This is a genomic window from Streptomyces sp. PSU-S4-23, from assembly GCF_055632315.1.
In genome coordinates, this window is sequence record NZ_JBVMUU010000002.1 from 7,757,291 (window position 1) to 7,773,939 (window position 16,649).

Genomic DNA, 16,649 nt, shown 5'->3' on the forward strand with positions numbered 1-16,649 from the left:
CGGACGCCCGGAGCTGCACCCGCGACGGCCGGCCCGCCAAGTCGTTCGTCCTCGACGATGACCGGCTCGCCCCGGCCGAAACCATCATCGGCCGTCATCCGGGCGATCACTGCGGAGTCCGGCGGCCGCCGGGCCGCGCGGGGTCGGGTCGGCGGCGTGGATCAACTGGCGGAGCGCGCCGTGGTAGACCTCGTGGTCGACGGTGGCGGGCAGAAGCGCGGCGAGGTGCCCGGTCAGCACCGGGAATTCCCCGGGGTCGAGCGCGGCCAGGGCCTGGCGGGTGGCCGCTTGGGCGGCCTCGGGGTCGCGGTGGTCGACGAAGCCGGCGCAGCCGAGGGTGAGCAGGTACATCCGCCGGTAGGCGGCGATGGCGTCCTCGGGGGTCATGCCGGCCGTGATCGAGTCGGCGAGCTGCGGCTCCACCAGACGCCCCAGGAGCTGCGGGCCGAGCCAGGGCCGGCTGCCGCGCAGGACCACCAGACCGGGATGGGCCGTCAGCAGTTCGTACAGCGCGGTGAACCGGGCCGCGGTGGCGGTGGCCCAGTCGGTGCCGGGCGGGATGCCGGGCAGGCGGGCGGCGAGGTGGTCGGTGACCAGGTCCAGCAGTCCGGCCAGGTCGGTGCAGCGGCGCTGGAGGGAGGCGAGGGAGATGTCCAGCGCGGCGGCGAGGGTGCGGAAGCTGAGCGCGGCGGGCCCGTCCCGGTCCAGGATCAGCAGGGCCGTGTCGGCGATGCGTTCCGGTGTCGCGCGGGTGAGGGAAGCGGATTGCCTGGGCATGCGGGTCAGTGTACGATACAGCGTATCGTTCTATTGACGGCTCGTCACCACGTCGTGAACCACCCACCTTGCGGAGCAACCCCGTGCACCAGCTCGCGTACGGCGACATCAAGGCCGCCACCGACCGCATCGCCGGGCGGGTCCGCCCCGTCACCCTCGCACCCCTCGACACGGGTGCGATCCCCACCGGCCACGGCGACCGGCCGGGGGATCGCCCCGAACGGTCCTGCGAGGTATGGCTGGCCATGGAGTTCATGCAGCACACGGGATCGTTCAAGGCCCGCGGCGCGCAGAACTTCATCCAGGCCCACCGTGATGCCGGCACGCTCCCCGGGGCCGGGGTGACGATCGCCTCCGGTGGCAACGCGGGCCTGGCCTGCGCCTGGGCCGCCCGGCAGCAGGGCATCCCCGCCACCGTCTTCCTGCCCGCCACCGCGCCCACGGTGAAGGTCGCCAAGCTCCGCTCCTACGGCGCCGAGGTGCGACTGACCGGGGCGGAGTACGCCGACGCCCTGACGGCGTGCGAGGACTTCGCCGCGGCCACCGGCGCGCTCGCCTCCCACGCCTACGACCACCCGCTGATCGCGGCCGGCGCCGGCACGCTGCTGGAGGAGATCCACCGGCAGATGCCCGGCCTGGACACCGTGGTGGTCGCGGTCGGCGGCGGCGGACTGTTCGCCGGCGTGGCCACCGCCGCCCGGCAGCACGGCATCCGCACCGTGGCCGTCGAACCGGACACGTGCCGGGCGCTGAACGCCGCCCTGCGGGCCGGCCGCCCCGTCGACGTCACGGTCGACTCCGTCGCCGCCGACTCCCTCGGCGCCCGCCGCGCCTCCGCCATGGCCCTGCACGCCGCACAGCACGACGGCGTGCGCTCCGTCCTCGTACCGGACGCCGAGATCGTCCGAGCCCGCAAGGCCCTGTGGGACCACCACAAGGTGGCCGTCGAACACGGCGCCGCCACCGCGCTGGCCGCGCTCACCCTCCCCGGCCCGCAGCTGCCCGACCGGGATCCGCCGGCCCGGTCCGACGTCCCGGACCGCGGCTACCGGCCGGGCGGCGGGGAGAAGGTCTGCGTCATCCTGTGCGGGGCCAACACCAACCCCGCCGACCTGGCGGAGCAGGGCCCTGTCCTGGGCCGGACCGTGGGGCATCCCGCGTGGTGACGGACTGGTCCGCAAACCGGGCCGGGGTGCCCGGCATGGGCGGGCGGTTCCGGGGGCCGGGCCGCCGCTGTCTGTCTGACGGTCGGCGTCGTTCCTGGTCCGGTGCCGCCGGGCGGCGCGCGGCCGGGAAGGTCCCGGGCGGGGACCGTGGGCGCTACTCGGCCGCGGGCCGCAGGTGATGTGTCAACGACGTGAGTGCGCCCAGGGCCGAGCCCAGGGCATCCCGTTCGTCCTCGGTGAGGAACTGCAGGGCGCGGGCGATGTGTTCGCCTTCGAGGCGCCGGACCTCGGCGAACTCCCGGCGGGCCCGATCGGTCGGGTACAGGTGCGCGATCCACTTGTCGACGGCGTCCTGCCGGCGTCCGATCAGTCCCTGCTCGGTGAGTTGGGAGACAAGGGCGCTGACGTGTTCGGCCGCATCAGCAGCGCGACGGCGGACTCGCGCACCGTGGCGCCTTCCTGCTGCGATACGAAGCGCAGGGTGCGAGCTGACCCTCCGGAGGCTTGGGCCGCGCGAAGTCGCGGGCCACCCGGCGATCGACAGCGCCGTTCAGCGCAGGCAGACAGTCCGCGAGCGCAAGCGCGACACGGACGGTGTCCTGAGCGGACGCGTGGGAGCCGGGCATGTACGCCATGGAACGTCTGACACCATGCGTATGCTACGAGAGGCTTTTTCCCGGGTGCCGCAGGTACCGCTCTCCCCGGCCGCCGGCTGCTCCGGCCGATCCGATGACCACAATGGTCGCCATGACTGAGGAGACGGGCGAGCCCGAGAGTCGCCTGGCGAGGATCGAGCGGCTGCTGGAGGCCGGCGAGCGCGATGTGGTGCCCGCGTGGCGCCGGGCGACGCGCGGTGAGCCGCGCTGGGCGGTGACCGCGGTGATCCTGGTGGCGGTCGCCCTCCAGCTGATGCTGCCGCACCGGCTCACGCTCCAGCCGTACTGGGCGCTGCCGGTCCTGGAGGTGGTGCTGCTGGCCGGCCTGATCGCCGCGAACCCCCGGCGGGTCGAGCCTCGGACCCGGTGGCTGCGCTGGCTGGGCCTGGCCCTGATCTGCGTGATCAGCCTGGCCAACGGCTGGGCCGCGGTCCGGCTGGTGGCGGGCCTGGTGAACGGCAGTGAGGGGGCGGACGCCGTGCCGCTGCTGCTGACCGGCGGCGGCATCTGGCTGACGAACGTCATCGTGTTCGCCCTGTGGTACTGGGAGTGGGACCGCGGCGGACCGCTGGCGCGGGCCCGCGGTCACGGGCAGTTCCCCGACTTCCTCTTCGTGCAGATGCAGAGCCCGGAGGTCGCGCCGCCCGAGTGGGAGCCGGCGTTCCTGGACTACCTGTACCTGTCGTTCACCAACTCCACCGCGTTCAGCCCGACCGACGTGATGCCGCTGTCACGGTGGGCCAAGATGCTGATGATGCTGCAGTCCTCGGTCTCCCTGGTGACCTTGGTCCTGGTGGTCGCCCGCGCCGTCAACATCCTGAGATGACCGTGCGTCCAGGCGGCCCAGGCGATCCAGGCGGCCCAGGTGGGGTCAGGCGGCCTGGGGGACACGCTCACTCCCCGTTCCGCGGCCCGCCGTCGTAGACGAGCAGCCCGTCGTCGCGCAGGCGTGCTCCCTCGCTGAGCCGATGGGGGACGAGCCGGCCGTCGTGCATCAGGTGCAGGACGGGCGTTGCGCGGGCGAGCACCACGAAGTCGGCTATCAGGCGCCGATGGCAACGCCACCAGACGGCCTCTCCGCACATGACGGCCGTCCGCCGGCGCCCGGCTTCTTCAAGGAGCAGTGCGATCGCGTCGACGAACTCCGCCGTGCGGGTGTGCGCGGCGTATCCGCGGAACGAGTCGTTGCGCCAGACGGTGTCCGGCGAGTCCGGCGGCGGTGTGCGGAACCCGCCCAGCCGCGGCTCCCATCGGTAGGCGATTCCGTGTTCGGGCAGCCACCGCCGCAGCCGCTCCCTGTTGACGGCCGGGTTGTGGCGGCTTCCGGGCGCGCTTCTGACATCCACCACGGCGGCGATCCGCGCCGTGCACAGGAGGTCCGCGAGCTGCTCGCGGTCCGCCGTACCGTGCCCGAAGGTGACGAGTGTCCGCCAGCCCATGCTTCCAGGATCGCCCGACAGGCATGCTCCGCGCGCCGCCCCCACGGCCTGCGTGAAGACCCGGCGTCAGCCCGGTGTCAGCCTCCTGTCGCGTCCGCTGTCACGTCCGCCCGCCGGCCGTGCCGTTGCCGCCCCGGCCGGCGTCGAAGGCGCGCTGCCAGGCGATCGAGGTGGCGCGGGCGAGACCGCCGATGACGGTGGCGTCCTCACCGACGGCGGAGACCGCGATCCGGGGGAGGGGGAGCGGTACGAGCTGCTCCAGGCGCCGCGTGAGCGGTTCGAGCAGGAGGCCGGCGTGGGAACCGACCCCGCCGCCGAGCACGACGAGTTCCGGGTCGGTGATGGCCACCACCATGACCAGGGCCCGCGCCAGCAGATCGACCTCCCGCTCGACGACCGCCACGGCGGCGGGTTCGCCGTCCTGTGCCGCGGCGAACACGTCGGCCACCGAGCGCGCCGTGTCCAGACCCGCCCCGCGGGCCGCGGCGACGATGGCGTCGGCTGCCGCGGCGCTCTCCAGCATCCCGCGCTCGCGTACCTCCCCGACGGGGTCACCGAGGGAGTCACCGACGAGGAGGAAGGCGACCTCACCGGCCGCGCCGTGAGCGCCGCGCTGGAGCCGGCCGCCGGCGATCATCCCCATGCCGATGCCGCTGCCCACGGTCAGGCAGACGAAGTCGGCGACGCCCTGCCCGAGTCCGGCGGCCTGCTCGCCCAGCGCGGCCAGGTCGGCGTCGTTCTCGAACGTCACGCGGTCGCCCAACTCGTCGGAGAACAGCTCGACGACGCCCGGCTGGTCCCAGCCGGGCAGGTTGGAGGCGTGGCGCACATGGCGGGACGCCGGGTCGTAGATGCCGGGGCTGCCGATCACGATGCTCAGCACCTGCTGCCGGCCGACGGAGTTGTCGGCGAGCAGGTCGTTGACCGCCTCGGCGATCTGCTGGGCCAGTTCGGTGGCGCTGCGTGTGCGGGACTCGGCGCGCCGACGGTCGAGGACCCGGCCGGCGAGGTCCGCCAGCGCGAGCCGGACCCACTGCCCTCCGACGTCCACGCTGACCACGCGGCCGGCATCGCTGTCGGGCTCCCAGAGCCGGGCCGCCCGTCCGGCGCGGCCGGTGCGCACACCGGTCTGCCGTACCAGGCCCGCGGCCTCCAGCCGGGCCAGGGCCTGGTTCACCGTCGGACGGGACAACTGCGTGTCGGAGGCGACCTGCGGGACGGAGACGGGGGCATGGGCGCGCAGCCGCTCCAGGACCACCCATTCGTTGGCCTCTCGCATGCTGCCCGGGCCTCGCATGGGGCCGGCGAAGGAGCCCGTGTCGTCGAGCTGTGACATGCACGCCATCTTCGCAGGTGATCAGCGGCCGCCGGACGGTCGGTTCCCACCTCTTGCTTTTGTAAAGAAGGACTCGTTACATTCGCCGCACCATCCCCGTTCCTCCACACGTAAGGTCACGCCCGTGTCGACTTCACCCCCCGGTGGCGGCCTGGTCCGCCGGATCGGCATGTTCCACGCGATCACCCTGAACATGAGCCAGATGGTCGGCATCGGTCCGTTCATCACCATCCCGCTCATGGTCGCCGCCTTCGGCGGACCGCAGGCCGTCATCGGCTGGATCGCCGGCGCGCTGCTCGCGCTCTGCGACGGGCTGGTCTGGGCCGAGCTGGGCGCCGCGCTCCCCGGCAGCGGCGGCACCTACGTCTACCTCCGTGAGGCGTTCCAGTACCGGACCGGCAAGCTCATGCCGTTCCTGTTCGTATGGACCGCCATCCTGTTCATCCCGCTGACGATGTCGACCGGCGTCGTCGGACTGGTGCAGTACCTCGGCTATCTGTGGCCCTCGATGGGGCAGAGCTCCGGCGACCTCGTCGGGCTCGCCCTGGTCGTCCTCGCCGTGGCACTGCTGTGGCGCAGGGTCGAGTCCATAGCCCGGCTCACCGCCGCGATGTGGGCGGTCATGCTGCTCGCCGTGGCCCTGGTCATCGCCGCCGCGTACAGCGACTTCGACCCGCACCTCGCCTTCACCTACCCCGCCGGCGCCTTCGACGTCCTCGGCGGCGGGTTCTGGAGCGGCTTCGGCGCCGGGCTCGCCGTCGGCCTGTACGACTACCTCGGTTACAACACCGCCGCCTACCTGGGCAGCGAGCTGAAGGACCCCGGCCGCACCCTGCCGCGCGCCACCGTCGGCGCCGTCATCGGCGTGATGGCCGTCTACCTGGTGCTGCAGGTCGGCGTCCTCGGCGCCGTCGACTGGCACCGCATGCTCGACCCGGACTCGGCCGTCTACCGGTCCATGGCCTCGGTCATCCTGGAACACGCATGGGGCCGCGGCCCGGCGCAGGCGGTCACCGCCCTCATCCTCGTCACCGCGTTCGCCTCCGTTCTGGCGGGCCTGCTCGCCGGCTCCCGGGTGCCCTACGACGCCGCCCGCGACGGGGTGTTCTTCCGGTCGTTCGCCGCCGTGCACCCCAGGCACCGCTTCCCCACCGCCGGCCTCGTCACCATGGGCGTCATCACCGCCGTGGGCTTCATGATCGGCCGCCACACGGACATCGGCACCCTCATCCAGCTGCTCACCACGGTCGTGGTGCTGGTGCAGGCGCTCTCCCAGATCGTCGCCCTCACCGTGCTGCGCAGACGGCAGCCCCGGCTGCGTCGCCCGTACCGCATGTGGCTCTACCCCCTCCCCGGCATCCTGGCCTTCGCCGGATGGACCTACATCTACCTCTACGCCGACCACAACGCTCCGGGGCGCCACCCCATCGAGTGGTCGCTGGCCTGGGTCGCCGCGGGCACCGCCGCCTTCGCGGTGTGGGCGCGCAGGGAACACCTGTGGCCCTTCGGCGACCGGCAGATCCGCGAGCAGTTCCTCGACGCCCAGGACGACGGGACGACCGAGTCGGTGACGGCATGACCCAGGCCGTCCGCGCCGACGTGCCCCAGCGGGACCGCGGCGGCCAGACAGCGGGGTACGTCCTCGCGATCGACTTCGGCGGTACCAAGACCGCCCTCGCCACCGCCGCCCTGGACGGCGGCGTCCTGCACCGCGACACCCTGCCCACGCGCGCCGACGAGGGAGCACACCAGGTGGTGCGCCGCGTCGTCGAACGCGGCCGGCGCCTGCAGCACCGGACCGCCGCCGACGGACACGGGCCCCTGAGGGCGGTCGCCGCCGCCTCACCCGGCGTCGTCCTGGAGGACCGCATCCTCCTTGCGCCCAACAACCCCGGCTGGGACAGGCTCGCGCTGGCCACCACCCTGCGCGAGGGCTTCCACGTGGAACCGGTCGCGGTGGAGACGGACGTCAAGGCCGCGGCCCTGGCCGAGGCGCGCTCGGGCGCCCTCGCCGACTCCGTCTGCGGCGTCTTCCTCAATCTGGGCACCGGCCTGTCGGCCGCGGTCGTCGTCCACGGGCAGGTGCTGCGCGGTGCGCACCACGCCGCCGGCGAGATCGGCTACCAACTCCTGGGCACCCGCGGGGAGCCGGCCTGGGCCGAGGGGCGGGCTCCCCTGGAGGAGCACGTCTCCGGGCGGGCCCTGGCCGAGCGCGGATCCCGGCTCCTGGGCCGCCCCGTCACCACGGCCGAGGTCTTCACCCTCGCCGTCCACGACCCGGCGCTGCGCGTGCTGGTCGACGAGGCCCTGGAGCGGCTGGCCGTCCACCTGGCCAACCTCGCCATCGCCCTGGATCCGGACACCATCGCGGTCGGCGGCGGGCTGATGGGCGCACAGCGGCTGATCCTGCCCCGCCTTCAGGAGGCGGTCGACCGGGCCGTGCCCTTCCCCCCGGCCGTCGTCGCGGCCCGCCACACCGAGAGCGCACCGCTGAGCGGGGCCGTCGTCCTGGCGCTGGACGCCGCGGCCGGTGCGCGTTTCCCCGGGCGCCCACCCGCCCTTCCCTGAACCGACCGGAGCACGTCACCCATGTCAGAGACACCCCGACCGGCCGTGCCGGAGACACCGGCCGGCCCCGGCCATCGCACAGCGGGGGCCGTGCCGGCCGGCCCCGGCCACCGGATGGCGGCGGAGATGGCCGAACAACCCGCCGTCCTGCGGCGCCTCCTGACCGAGGGCGCCTCCCGCATCCGCGAGACGGCGGCCGCCGTGGCCGCCCGGCGGCCCCGCTTCGTCCTGTTCACCGCGCGGGGCACCAGCGACAACGCCGCCCTGTACGCCAAGTACCTCACCGAGATACGGCTCGGGCGGCCCGCCGGGCTGACGTCGATGTCGGCCGTCACCGCCTACCGGGCGCGGCAGGACCTCACCGACTGCCTCGTGATAGCGGTCAGCCAGTCCGGCGGCTCGCCCGACCTGGTGGCCTCCGCCGGCGCCGCGCGGGAGGCCGGGGCCGTCACGCTCGCGGTCACCAACGCTCCCCACTCGCCGCTCGCGGAGGTCTGCGAACACCACATCGACGTCCTCGCCGGTCCGGAGCGGGCCCTCCCGGCGACCAAGACCTACACGGCCGAACTGCTGGCGCTCTACCTGTTCGTCGAGGGCATGCGCGGCGAGGACGGCGCGGCGGCCGGGGCGCTGCCGGACCTGGCCGCGGAGGTGCTCGGCCGGCAGGCCGAGGTCCGCCGGCTCGCCGAGCGGTACCGCTTCGCGCAGCGCCTGGTCGTCACCTCGCGCGGATACGGCTACCCGACCGCCCGCGAGGCCGCGTTGAAGCTCATGGAGACCACGTACATTCCGGCCGCCCCGTTCTCCGGCGCCGACCTGCTGCACGGCCCGCTGGCGATGGTGGACAACGTCTCGCCGGTGATCGCCGTCGTTCCCGACGGGGGCGGCGGGCGGGCGCTGCGGCCCGTGCTCGACCGGCTGCGCGGCCGGGGCGCCGATCTGGTCGTGGTCGGCACCCCCGGGGCGGCGGCCCTCGCGTCGGCCGGGTTCGCCCTGCCCGGCGGCGTGCCCGAGGAACTGCAGCCGGTCCTGGAGATCCTTCCCCTCCAGCGCCTGGCGTACGAGATCACCCTGGCGCGGGGCCAGGATCCGGACGCTCCCCGGGCCCTGGCCAAGGTGACCAGGACCCGCTGAGCGCCTGCGCCGGGACCACCCCACGCGTCTTCTGTCCCGTGGGATGGTCCCGGGTGTCAGGCGCGGCGGCCCGTGCGCCGGAGGGCGAGCCGGGCGGCGGCGCCGAGGGGAAGCGCGACCGCCGCGGCCGTCCACGGCAGGGAGTCCGTGCCGCGGGAGGCCGGATCCGGGCCGGTGGCCGCAGTGGCCGCAGTGGCCGAAGCGGTGTCCGCAGAGGTCCCCTGAGCGGCCGAGGGGCGGCCGAGCGGCCGGCCGGTGGCCGGGTCGAGCAGCAGGGGAGTGCTGCGCGGGTGCCTGAAGTCGAACATGCCCGCGAGTGAACCGGCTCGGGCGTCGAAGGAGGCATCGCCGATCCGGCCGGTGCGCCAGTTGTCCTCGATGAACCTCAGCACGGAGGTCTGGTCGGTGACCGTGTGGTCGACGTGGTTGGTCCTGGCGTAGGGGGAGAGGACCAGCAGCGGCAGGCGGGGGCCGTGGCCGCAGCGGTCGGCGTAGCCGCCCCACGCCGCGCCGCACCGGCCCGCGCCGTCGAGGGCGTCCTCGGCGGGGTCGTTCGAGGAGTTGACCGGCTCGGTGAACCTGTGGTCGTACCAGCCGTCGGAGTCGTCGTAGGTGATGACGACGGCTGTGTCGGACCAGGACGGGGACCGCTGGAGCTTGTTGAGGGTGGCGGCGAGGAAGTGCTGCTCGTCGATGGGGTCGGAGTAACCGGCGTGACCGTCCTGGTAGTCGGCGGCCTTCAGGAAGCTGACCGCCGGCAGTGAGCCGTGGCTGAGGGCGGCGTCGAAGTCCGCGAGGTCGTACTGGTGGTTGGCCCGCCCGTCGTGGCCGATCTCCGACACCGAGCTCGGCGCCAGATGGTGGGGGTTGGCCGTGGAGGCGTAGTACTCGAAGGGTTCGTGGTGCGGGTTGTAGTCGGCCACGGACATGCCCGCTACGTTGGTGTGGGTGGCACCGCACACCGCACGGGCGGTTCCGGTGGCGGCCGTGGTGGGCCGGAAGCCGCCCTGGAACCAGCCCCAGCTCACCCGCTTGCGGTTGAGGAGGTCGCCGATGTTCCGCCCGGTCATCACCGCGTGGTTCCCGGTGTCGGCACAGTCGTCGAAGGCGGGATCCGGGTCGGCGATCAGTGTGCCGACACCGGTGGCGGGGTCGGCGGAGGAGACGACGGCGGGGTCGGTCACCTTCTTGCCGCCGGCGTCGACCGCGTAGGCGCCGTGGGTCTGGCCGGAGACCAGGTTGATCGCGCCGACGGTCGACGGGCCGAAGGTCGTGCCGAAGAAGGCGTCGCTCATCGCGTACCGCTGGGCGTAGTTCCACATCGCGGTGACGGTGTTTCCGTCGTAGTAGTCCATGACCAGGTCGGGCGCCCCGTACTGGGGTGCCTCGCACTCCTCGATGCCGGTGTGCTCGACGAACCGGTCCATCCTGCCGCCGTGGAAGGCGAGTTGTTCGTCCTTGTACTCGTGGTCCTGGTCGCAGGTGACGGCCTGGGCGGCGCCGAGACGCCGGGGATTGAACCTGTTGGGGTTGTGCCGGAGCAGGCCGGGGGTGAGGCCGTCGACCTCGGGGGTGCCGGGCCGGGCGGTGAACGTGACGCGGTCCTCGGGGGTGTTGGCGGCGTGCGGGTAGGTGCCGAAGTAGTGATCGAAGGAGACGTTCTCCTGGAAGACCACCACGAGGTGCCGGATGGGGGTGGCGGTCGGCGGGCCGCCGGTGGCGAAGGCCGGGCCACTGCCGGCGGCGGCCAGCGCGACCGCCGTGAACGCGGCCGTGGCCGTCGCACCACGCCGGATCCACTGGTTGCGGCCGAAGCCTTTACGCATGTCGTCCTCCTCGGACACTTCTCCCGGCTGATGACCGGGCGGTGGGTTGGGCGGCCCGTGGAGCGGGTCCGGGCCGGACCCGCTCCACGGGCATGCGCGGGGCCCGGGTGGACCGGTGGGGGGAGTCCCGGTCCACCCGGGTGGGCGGGACAGGCCGCCGGGGGTGTCAGTTCCAGGTGTCGGTGATCGGGGCGGCGGAGGCGTCGTTGGCGAGGTGCGGCAGTCCGTACATGTCCTCGACGGTGCGCAGCACGTTGTAGTGGTCGACGGTCTCGCCGTAGGTGCCGGGCCGGACATGGGCACCCGAGAGGACGGTGGGGATGTGGTTGGCGGGGGTGAAGTCGTCCTCGTCCCACGTGACGATGAGCACGCTGTTGTGGGTCTTGGCCCAGGAGGCGTAGCCGCCGAAGGTGTTCTTGACCCAGGTGTCGCCCGCGCGGATGTTGCCGTCGTGCATGCTCTGCTGGTCGTTGCCGTGCACGAAGGTGACCGTGGGCAGGCCCGCGTAGCCGGTGGCGTCGGTCGGGAACCCGCAGCCCTGGCCGGCGGCCGGGGCCGGGCAGGTCAGCCACTTGTCCACCGGGTTGGGGTGGGTGGCGGTGCCGGGCAGATCGGCGAAGCGCAGCCAGGCGGCGGGCACCGTCTCGTCTCCGTAGTCGCCGAAGGTGTAGCCGTGGGCCGCCAGTTCGGCGGGCAGGTTGTCGGCGTCGACCGAACCGGGCGGCGGGGGAGTGCTGTCGGTCAGGCCCTGGGTCGAACCGGACAGCAGCGCGTAGTAGTTGGGCAGGCTGGGGTGCCAGACGCCGTGGGAGTCAGTCAGGGACGCGCCCTGTGCGGCGAGGGAGTTGATGTAGGGAGCCTGACTCGTGTTGCCGATGACGGTGCCGTAGTTCTGGTTCTCCATCATCACGATGACCACATGGTCCGGCTTGGGCAGTGCGGAGGCGGCGGCCGGCGCGGAGGCGCCGGTGAGGGCGTAGGTCGCGATCAGGGCCGCGGTCGCCGCTCCTCCGAGGAGGCGGTGTCCGACGAGACTGCTCACTGGGGGAGTCCTTCCGAGACGGGTCGGTTGCCGGCGCGCCAGGGCGGGCGGGGCCGGTGGGGGGTGGTGCAACTCGCTTGCCTGTCCGGGTTCCGGGGACCAGGATGGCGGCGTCCCGGGACTTTGTAAAGAAGGACTCGTTACATTCATCGGGCCGGTGCGGGCCGTGCCCGCTGCAGGCGGTCCGCGCCCGGGGCCGTCCGCACGGACCCGGGCACGGTGGCCGGGTCACTCAGCGGCCGCGGCCGTGGCGCGCAGCCGTTCGGGGAAGGTGACGCCGGTGAGTTCCTCGGAGGCGGTCCACAGGCGTCGTGCGGCGTCCGGGTCGCTGGCCGCCGTCGTGCGGCCGACCAGGGTCGGGGTGCCGCGCATTTCGTTGAAGCGGCTCGGGCCCACATAGGCGGCGCCGGGCAGGTCCTGGACCGCCGCGTAGAGCGTCGGCAGCGCGCCCGCCCTGCTGTCCTGCGCCAGGAGCCGGTTGCCCACTCGCATGACCGTGCGGCGCAGGAGGCTGGCGTCGTGGCCCTGCAGATTGGTGGCGGCCCAGCCGGGATGGGCGGCGAGGGCGCGTACGGGGGAGCCCGCCGCCGTGAGGCGGCGCTGGAGGTCGAGGGTGAACAGCAGGTTGGCCAGCTTGGACTGGCCGTAGGCGCGTATCGGGGTGTACTCGCCCGTCAGGGTCAGGTTCTCGAAGTGGATGCGGTTGCCCGGGAGCCTGTGCATGCCGGAGGCGACGGTCACCACGCGGTCGGTGATGTGCGGCAGCAGCAGGTTGGTCAGCGCGAAGTGGCCGAGGTGGTTGGTGCCGAACTGCATCTCGAAGCCGTCCTTGGTGCGGGCCTCGGGGAGGTTCATGACGCCGGCGTTGTTGACCAGCAGATCGAGGTCGCCCTCCCAGGAGGCGGCGAACCGGCGGATCGAGGCCAGGTCGGCCAGGTCGAGGCGGCGAACCTCCAGGGCGCCGCGCGCTTCCGTCACCGTCGCCGCGGCGGCCTCCCCGCGGCGGGTGTCCCGTACGGCGAGCACGACGTGGGCACCCGCCCGGGCGAGGGCCTCGACGGTGGCGATGCCGAGCCCGCTGTTGGCCCCGGTGACCACGGCGGTGCGGCCGGTCAGGTCGGGGAGGTGGGTCGCGTTCCAGTGCGGTGCGTGTGAAGTCTTGGGCTGTGTCATGCGGGTCAATGTAGGCATCGTAAACAATGATGTCAACGTCAACAATGTAGGCACTGGCCATTCGCGGGATAGGGTGGTGGCATGAAGACCCGCCCTTACCACCACGGAGACCTGCGCGCCGCGCTGCTCGCGCGGGCCGAGCGGACGCTGCGCGACAAGGGACCGGGTGCGCTGTCGCTGCGGGAGCTGGCCCGGGACATCGGGGTCAGCCATGCCGCGCCCAGCCGTCACTTCAAGGACAAGCAGGCGCTGCTGGACGCGCTGGCCCTGGAGGGGTTCGGCCGCCTCGCGGCGGTGATGACCGCGGCGCGGGAGGAGGCGGGCGGCTCCTTCGCCGACCGCATGGTCGCCGTCGGGCGCGCCTATGTGGGCTTCGCGACCGACAACGCGGTCCTGCTGGACCTGATGTACGCGGTCAAGCACGATCCCGCCGCGTCCCGCGAACTGACCGACGCCTCGCACTGGTTGGCGGGCTTCGCCGTGCGGATGATCGAGGACGGGCAGCGGACCGGGGAGGTGCGCGAGGGCCCGGCGGAACGCATCGGCCTGCCGGTCATGTCCGCGCTGCACGGCTTCGCCGCCCTCGTGGTCAGCGGCGCGCTCCACACCGGTGAGATCGACCAGGGCCTGGTCGACACGGTGGGATTCATCTTGCGCGGCTGCGCCCCGTAGCGGCCTGGACGGACCCGGCCCCGGGCTGTGGCGCGGTCCGCGGCCGGCCGCGTCACGCCCGGGGCCGGGACCTGCCGCGCCACGTCCCGGGGCCGGGACCTACGCGCGATGCCCGGGACTGCGGGGGTGCAGACACCGTACGGCGAGAGCCGCGATGTCGTCCTCGAGCCGTCCGCCGCTGTAGTGGAGCAGGTCCCGGTGCAGCCGGTCCAGCAGTTCGCGGGGCGGCGCCGGGCTCTGCCGCCGCATCCACTCCGGCAACGGGAAGAACTCGCCGGCGCGGTCCCGGGTCTCCGTCACGCCGTCGGTGTAGAGCAGCATGTGGTCGCCCGGGGCGAAGGCGACGGTGTCGACGAAGTAGTGGTCTCCGAGAAGTGTCGCGAGGTTCAGGGGCGGCGACGGGCGGATGGGCTCCAGGACGCGGACCTGCCCGCGGTGCACGAGCAGCGGTGGAGGATGCCCGCAGTTCAGGATTCTGATGCGTCCGCCGCCGAACGGGATCTCGGCGATGAGAGCGGTGGCGAAGTGCTCCGACAGGTTCCGCGTGGGGAACGCGGCGCTGTGGCGGACGATGCTGGTCTCGAGGCGGCGGATGACGCTCCTCAGATCGGGCTGGTCGTAGGCGTTCTCCCTGAAGCTGTTGATCAGCGCCGACGCCGCTCCGACCGCGGACAGCCCCTTGCCGCGCACGTCCCCGATGAGCAGCCGGACCCCGTACGGGGTGTCGGCCACCTCGTAGAAGTCGCCTCCGATCCGGGCCTGCTCCTGGGCCGCCAGATACAGCGACTCGATCTCGATGTCCTGGATGCGGCGCGGCAGGGGTCGCAGCAGCACCTTCTGGGCCGCGTCGGCGACCAGCCGGACCTGGAAGAGCGTCTCCTCCCTCTGGAGCCGGAGATGGCTGGCATACGCGGCCGCCAGGGTGACCGCGATGATCGAAGCGGCGGTGTACGGCGTCCCCAGGTCGGTGTAGACGAAACTGAGTCCGATCATGACCAGCAGGCAGAACGCGCCCAGCAGGATCGTCGGGAGCACGGGCCACATCGCGGCGGCGAGGGCGGGCGCCGCGGGCAGCAGCCGGCTGATGGCGATCTCCCTCGGAGTGAAGAACGCCAGAGCGGCGACGAGCACAGTGACGATCACCGGCGACAGCAGCGCGGTTTCCCGACGACCGCCGTTCGAAGGGCGACGGCGGCGGAGCCTTCCCGACTTGATCACAAACCGCACTTTATCCGGACCAAGCGGACGCCCTGTCGCGGTGAAGCGGCGTGGGTCGGGCCGGCGGCTCCTCCGTCCCCGGTCCGACGCGCATCCGAAGGGGTGGACGCCGGCCCTCACCTCGGTCCGTGGGGCCGGGTCCTCACAGCCGGGCGGCCAGACGCTCCTTCGCTGCAGGCCATTCGTGGGCGAGGAGGGAGAAGTACACGGTGTCCCGCCAGGTTCCGTCAGGGCGCCGGCGGTGGCGGCGCAGCACGCCCTCACGGTGCGCGCCGAGGCGGGCGATGGCCGCCTGCGAGCGCTGGTTGAGGTGATCGGTCTTCAGCTGAACGCGGCCCATGCCCAAGTCCTCGAAGGCGTGGGTGAGCAGAAGCAGCTTCGACTCCGTGTTGACGGCGGTACGCCAGTAGGCGCGCCCGTACCACGTCCAGCCGATCTCCAGTTGCTCGTTGGCCACGTCGATGTCCATGTACGTGGTCCAGCCGACGGCCCGGTCGCTCCCGCGGTGGATGACCGCGAAGGGTACGGAGGCGCCCCGCTCGGCGGCCGCCAGCAGCGCGCTGAGCGTGCCGCCCAGGTCCTCCGGCGTCTGCGGTGCGGGCCCGCCCTGCCACCGCCACACCTCCTCGTCCCGGCCCCCTGCCTCGAACAGGTCGCCGAGATGGTCCGGAGTCAGTGGCTCCAGGCGGACGTGGCGGCCGGTGAGCGTGGTGGGCAGGGGAGACCGGGCGGGCATGGGGCGACGGTACCGGCGCATTGTGCTAGGAGCAAACCCATTCTGCACTAGTGCAATCAGCCGCCTGAGCCGGACGATTGCGCCTCCGCTCACTTGGTGTCACTTGGTGCGCAGCACGAGCGCGTAACGGGTGTTGTCCCCGTAGACACCGGTCTCGTCCCCACGGATGCCGTACCGCACCTGGAAGCGCGCCACAGCCTGCCGGACCTGTGTGCCGAAGCGGCCGTCGACGGCACCGCCGTCGTAGACATGCGGGATCTGCCGCAGACGTACCTGCAGTTCGTACACCCCGTGGCCGCTGTCGCCCTCGCGCAGCACCCCCGTGCCGGGCACCTCGGGGAGCGGGGTGTCGCCGGGGGTGTCGCCGGGCAGGGGACGGTCCTGCCGGCCCAGGGAGGCCGGCGGCGCCGCCGGCGCAGAGTGCTCGTTGACGAGCAGCGACGAGGCGAGGACCAGCCCGCTCACGGCGCCCAGCCCGAAGGCTCCGGCGACACGGGCGTGGCTCCGGTCGGCGAGACGCCGATGGGCCCGGCCTTCCTTCGGCGCGGGCGCGCGGACCGACTCCCGGCGTGGTGGCGCCGGGTACGGCGAGGGGACGGGCCGGGCCGTCGGCGGGGCCGAGGGTTCCGGGGCGGCCGGGCCGGGCGTGTCCGCGGAGGCATGACCCTCGTGGCGGGTGTCGTCCGGCGGGGGAGCCGGGGGCGGGAAGGGCGCGGCGGCCCACGGCTCGATACGCGCCGGGCCGCTGCGGCTCACCGCGGCCGGCCCTCCTGCCAGAGGTGGCGTGAACGGCTGCGGCGGCGCCGACGGCTCCGGTGGCGCGTACGGATGCGGCGGCGTGAACGGCTGTGGCGGGGCGAACGGCTGTGGCGGGGCGAAGGGATGCGGTGGGAGGAACGCCTCCGG

At 73.1% G+C, this 16,649-nt stretch carries 15 protein-coding genes and 1 pseudogene; 6 read left to right on the forward strand and 10 right to left on the reverse strand.

The window, feature by feature from the left end; genetic code table 11:
• Window positions 1-84: 84 nt before the first annotated feature.
• On the reverse strand, window positions 85-777 hold the full coding sequence (locus tag ACZ79I_RS35105) for a TetR/AcrR family transcriptional regulator C-terminal domain-containing protein (protein WP_471503053.1): 693 nt from the start codon (window positions 775-777) through the stop codon (window positions 85-87).
• 83 nt (window positions 778-860) lie between these two features.
• Between ACZ79I_RS35105 and ACZ79I_RS35110 the strand changes: the two genes are divergently transcribed.
• Complete coding sequence (locus ACZ79I_RS35110) at window positions 861-1,943, forward strand: threonine/serine dehydratase (protein WP_471503056.1); 1,083 nt, start codon at window positions 861-863, stop codon at window positions 1,941-1,943.
• Between the two features lie 154 nt (window positions 1,944-2,097).
• Here the strand turns inward: ACZ79I_RS35110 and ACZ79I_RS35115 are convergent.
• Window positions 2,098-2,569 (reverse strand): annotated as a pseudogene (locus ACZ79I_RS35115) (MarR family winged helix-turn-helix transcriptional regulator).
• A gap of 121 nt (window positions 2,570-2,690) precedes the next feature.
• Between ACZ79I_RS35115 and ACZ79I_RS35120 the strand changes: the two are divergent.
• The gene (locus tag ACZ79I_RS35120) at window positions 2,691-3,425 is read left to right on the forward strand and encodes a hypothetical protein (protein WP_471503058.1); all 735 of its coding nucleotides are present in this window, start codon (window positions 2,691-2,693) and stop codon (window positions 3,423-3,425) included.
• A 67-nt stretch (window positions 3,426-3,492) separates the two neighbouring features.
• Here ACZ79I_RS35120 and ACZ79I_RS35125 read toward each other — a convergent pair whose 3' ends face one another.
• Entirely contained in the window at window positions 3,493-4,038 is a 546-nt protein-coding gene (locus tag ACZ79I_RS35125; RefSeq protein WP_471503060.1) for a DUF488 domain-containing protein, read from the reverse strand.
• A 100-nt stretch (window positions 4,039-4,138) separates the two neighbouring features.
• Window positions 4,139-5,374, reverse strand: a complete 1,236-nt coding sequence (locus ACZ79I_RS35130) for an ROK family transcriptional regulator (RefSeq protein WP_471503062.1) — start codon at window positions 5,372-5,374, stop codon at window positions 4,139-4,141.
• A gap of 169 nt (window positions 5,375-5,543) precedes the next feature.
• Between ACZ79I_RS35130 and ACZ79I_RS35135 the strand changes: the two genes are divergently transcribed.
• Genes ACZ79I_RS35135 through ACZ79I_RS35145 form a run of 3 tightly spaced genes read left to right on the forward strand, consistent with a single transcriptional unit; the run spans window position 5,544 to window position 9,076 of the window.
• Window positions 5,544-6,953 carry an APC family permease gene (locus ACZ79I_RS35135; RefSeq protein ID WP_471505407.1) on the forward strand — a complete coding sequence of 470 codons (1,410 nt, stop codon included), beginning with the start codon at window positions 5,544-5,546 and terminating at the stop codon, window positions 6,951-6,953.
• On the forward strand, window positions 6,950-7,942 hold the full coding sequence (locus ACZ79I_RS35140) for an ROK family protein (protein WP_471503064.1): 993 nt from the start codon (window positions 6,950-6,952) through the stop codon (window positions 7,940-7,942). The genes ACZ79I_RS35135 and ACZ79I_RS35140 overlap by 4 nt, the downstream gene beginning before the upstream one ends.
• Window positions 7,943-7,963: 21 nt before the next feature.
• Window positions 7,964-9,076, forward strand: coding sequence for an SIS domain-containing protein (locus ACZ79I_RS35145; protein ID WP_471503066.1), 1,113 nt, complete (start codon window positions 7,964-7,966; stop codon window positions 9,074-9,076).
• A gap of 56 nt (window positions 9,077-9,132) precedes the next feature.
• On the opposite strand, the gene ACZ79I_RS35150 is transcribed toward ACZ79I_RS35145, so the two are convergent.
• The 3 genes from ACZ79I_RS35150 to ACZ79I_RS35160 form a co-directional block, all read right to left on the reverse strand.
• Complete coding sequence (locus ACZ79I_RS35150) at window positions 9,133-10,902, reverse strand: phospholipase C (RefSeq protein ID WP_471503068.1); 1,770 nt, start codon at window positions 10,900-10,902, stop codon at window positions 9,133-9,135.
• A gap of 166 nt (window positions 10,903-11,068) precedes the next feature.
• A complete protein-coding gene (locus ACZ79I_RS35155) occupies window positions 11,069-11,944 on the reverse strand; it encodes an alkaline phosphatase family protein (RefSeq protein WP_471503070.1) in 876 nt (291 codons plus the stop codon).
• 228 nt (window positions 11,945-12,172) lie between these two features.
• Window positions 12,173-13,117 carry an oxidoreductase gene (locus ACZ79I_RS35160; RefSeq protein ID WP_471503072.1) on the reverse strand — a complete coding sequence of 315 codons (945 nt, stop codon included), beginning with the start codon at window positions 13,115-13,117 and terminating at the stop codon, window positions 12,173-12,175.
• Between the two features lie 81 nt (window positions 13,118-13,198).
• Here ACZ79I_RS35160 and ACZ79I_RS35165 point away from each other — a divergent pair, with 81 nt between their 5' ends.
• Entirely contained in the window at window positions 13,199-13,789 is a 591-nt protein-coding gene (locus tag ACZ79I_RS35165) for a TetR/AcrR family transcriptional regulator (protein WP_471503074.1), read from the forward strand.
• A gap of 99 nt (window positions 13,790-13,888) precedes the next feature.
• On the opposite strand, the gene ACZ79I_RS35170 is transcribed toward ACZ79I_RS35165, so the two are convergent.
• The 3 genes from ACZ79I_RS35170 to ACZ79I_RS35180 all read right to left on the reverse strand — a co-directional run bounded on the left by ACZ79I_RS35170 (window position 13,889) and on the right by ACZ79I_RS35180 (window position 16,499).
• The gene (locus ACZ79I_RS35170) at window positions 13,889-15,007 is read right to left on the reverse strand and encodes a PP2C family protein-serine/threonine phosphatase (protein WP_471503076.1); all 1,119 of its coding nucleotides are present in this window, start codon (window positions 15,005-15,007) and stop codon (window positions 13,889-13,891) included.
• 142 nt (window positions 15,008-15,149) lie between these two features.
• The gene (locus ACZ79I_RS35175; RefSeq protein ID WP_471503078.1) at window positions 15,150-15,743 is read right to left on the reverse strand and encodes a GNAT family N-acetyltransferase; all 594 of its coding nucleotides are present in this window, start codon (window positions 15,741-15,743) and stop codon (window positions 15,150-15,152) included.
• A gap of 99 nt (window positions 15,744-15,842) precedes the next feature.
• A complete protein-coding gene (locus tag ACZ79I_RS35180; protein WP_471503080.1) occupies window positions 15,843-16,499 on the reverse strand; it encodes a peptidoglycan-binding domain-containing protein in 657 nt (218 codons plus the stop codon).
• Window positions 16,500-16,649 lie beyond the last annotated feature (150 nt).

Bases quoted from the DNA above. Each gene is read 5' to 3' on its own strand.
- ACZ79I_RS35105 (WP_471503053.1), bottom strand. From the start codon at position 777: ATGCCCAGGCAATCCGCTTCCCTCACCCGCGCGACACCGGAACGCATC.
- ACZ79I_RS35120 (WP_471503058.1), top strand. From the start codon at position 2,691: ATGACTGAGGAGACGGGCGAGCCCGAGAGTCGCCTGGCGAGGATCGAG.
- ACZ79I_RS35125 (WP_471503060.1), bottom strand. From the start codon at position 4,038: ATGGGCTGGCGGACACTCGTCACCTTCGGGCACGGTACGGCGGACCGC.
- ACZ79I_RS35130 (WP_471503062.1), bottom strand. From the start codon at position 5,374: ATGTCACAGCTCGACGACACGGGCTCCTTCGCCGGCCCCATGCGAGGC.
- ACZ79I_RS35135 (WP_471505407.1), top strand. From the start codon at position 5,544: ATGTTCCACGCGATCACCCTGAACATGAGCCAGATGGTCGGCATCGGT.
- ACZ79I_RS35140 (WP_471503064.1), top strand. From the start codon at position 6,950: ATGACCCAGGCCGTCCGCGCCGACGTGCCCCAGCGGGACCGCGGCGGC.
- ACZ79I_RS35145 (WP_471503066.1), top strand. From the start codon at position 7,964: ATGTCAGAGACACCCCGACCGGCCGTGCCGGAGACACCGGCCGGCCCC.
- ACZ79I_RS35150 (WP_471503068.1), bottom strand. From the start codon at position 10,902: ATGCGTAAAGGCTTCGGCCGCAACCAGTGGATCCGGCGTGGTGCGACG.
- ACZ79I_RS35160 (WP_471503072.1), bottom strand. From the start codon at position 13,117: ATGACACAGCCCAAGACTTCACACGCACCGCACTGGAACGCGACCCAC.
- ACZ79I_RS35165 (WP_471503074.1), top strand. From the start codon at position 13,199: ATGAAGACCCGCCCTTACCACCACGGAGACCTGCGCGCCGCGCTGCTC.
- ACZ79I_RS35175 (WP_471503078.1), bottom strand. From the start codon at position 15,743: ATGCCCGCCCGGTCTCCCCTGCCCACCACGCTCACCGGCCGCCACGTC.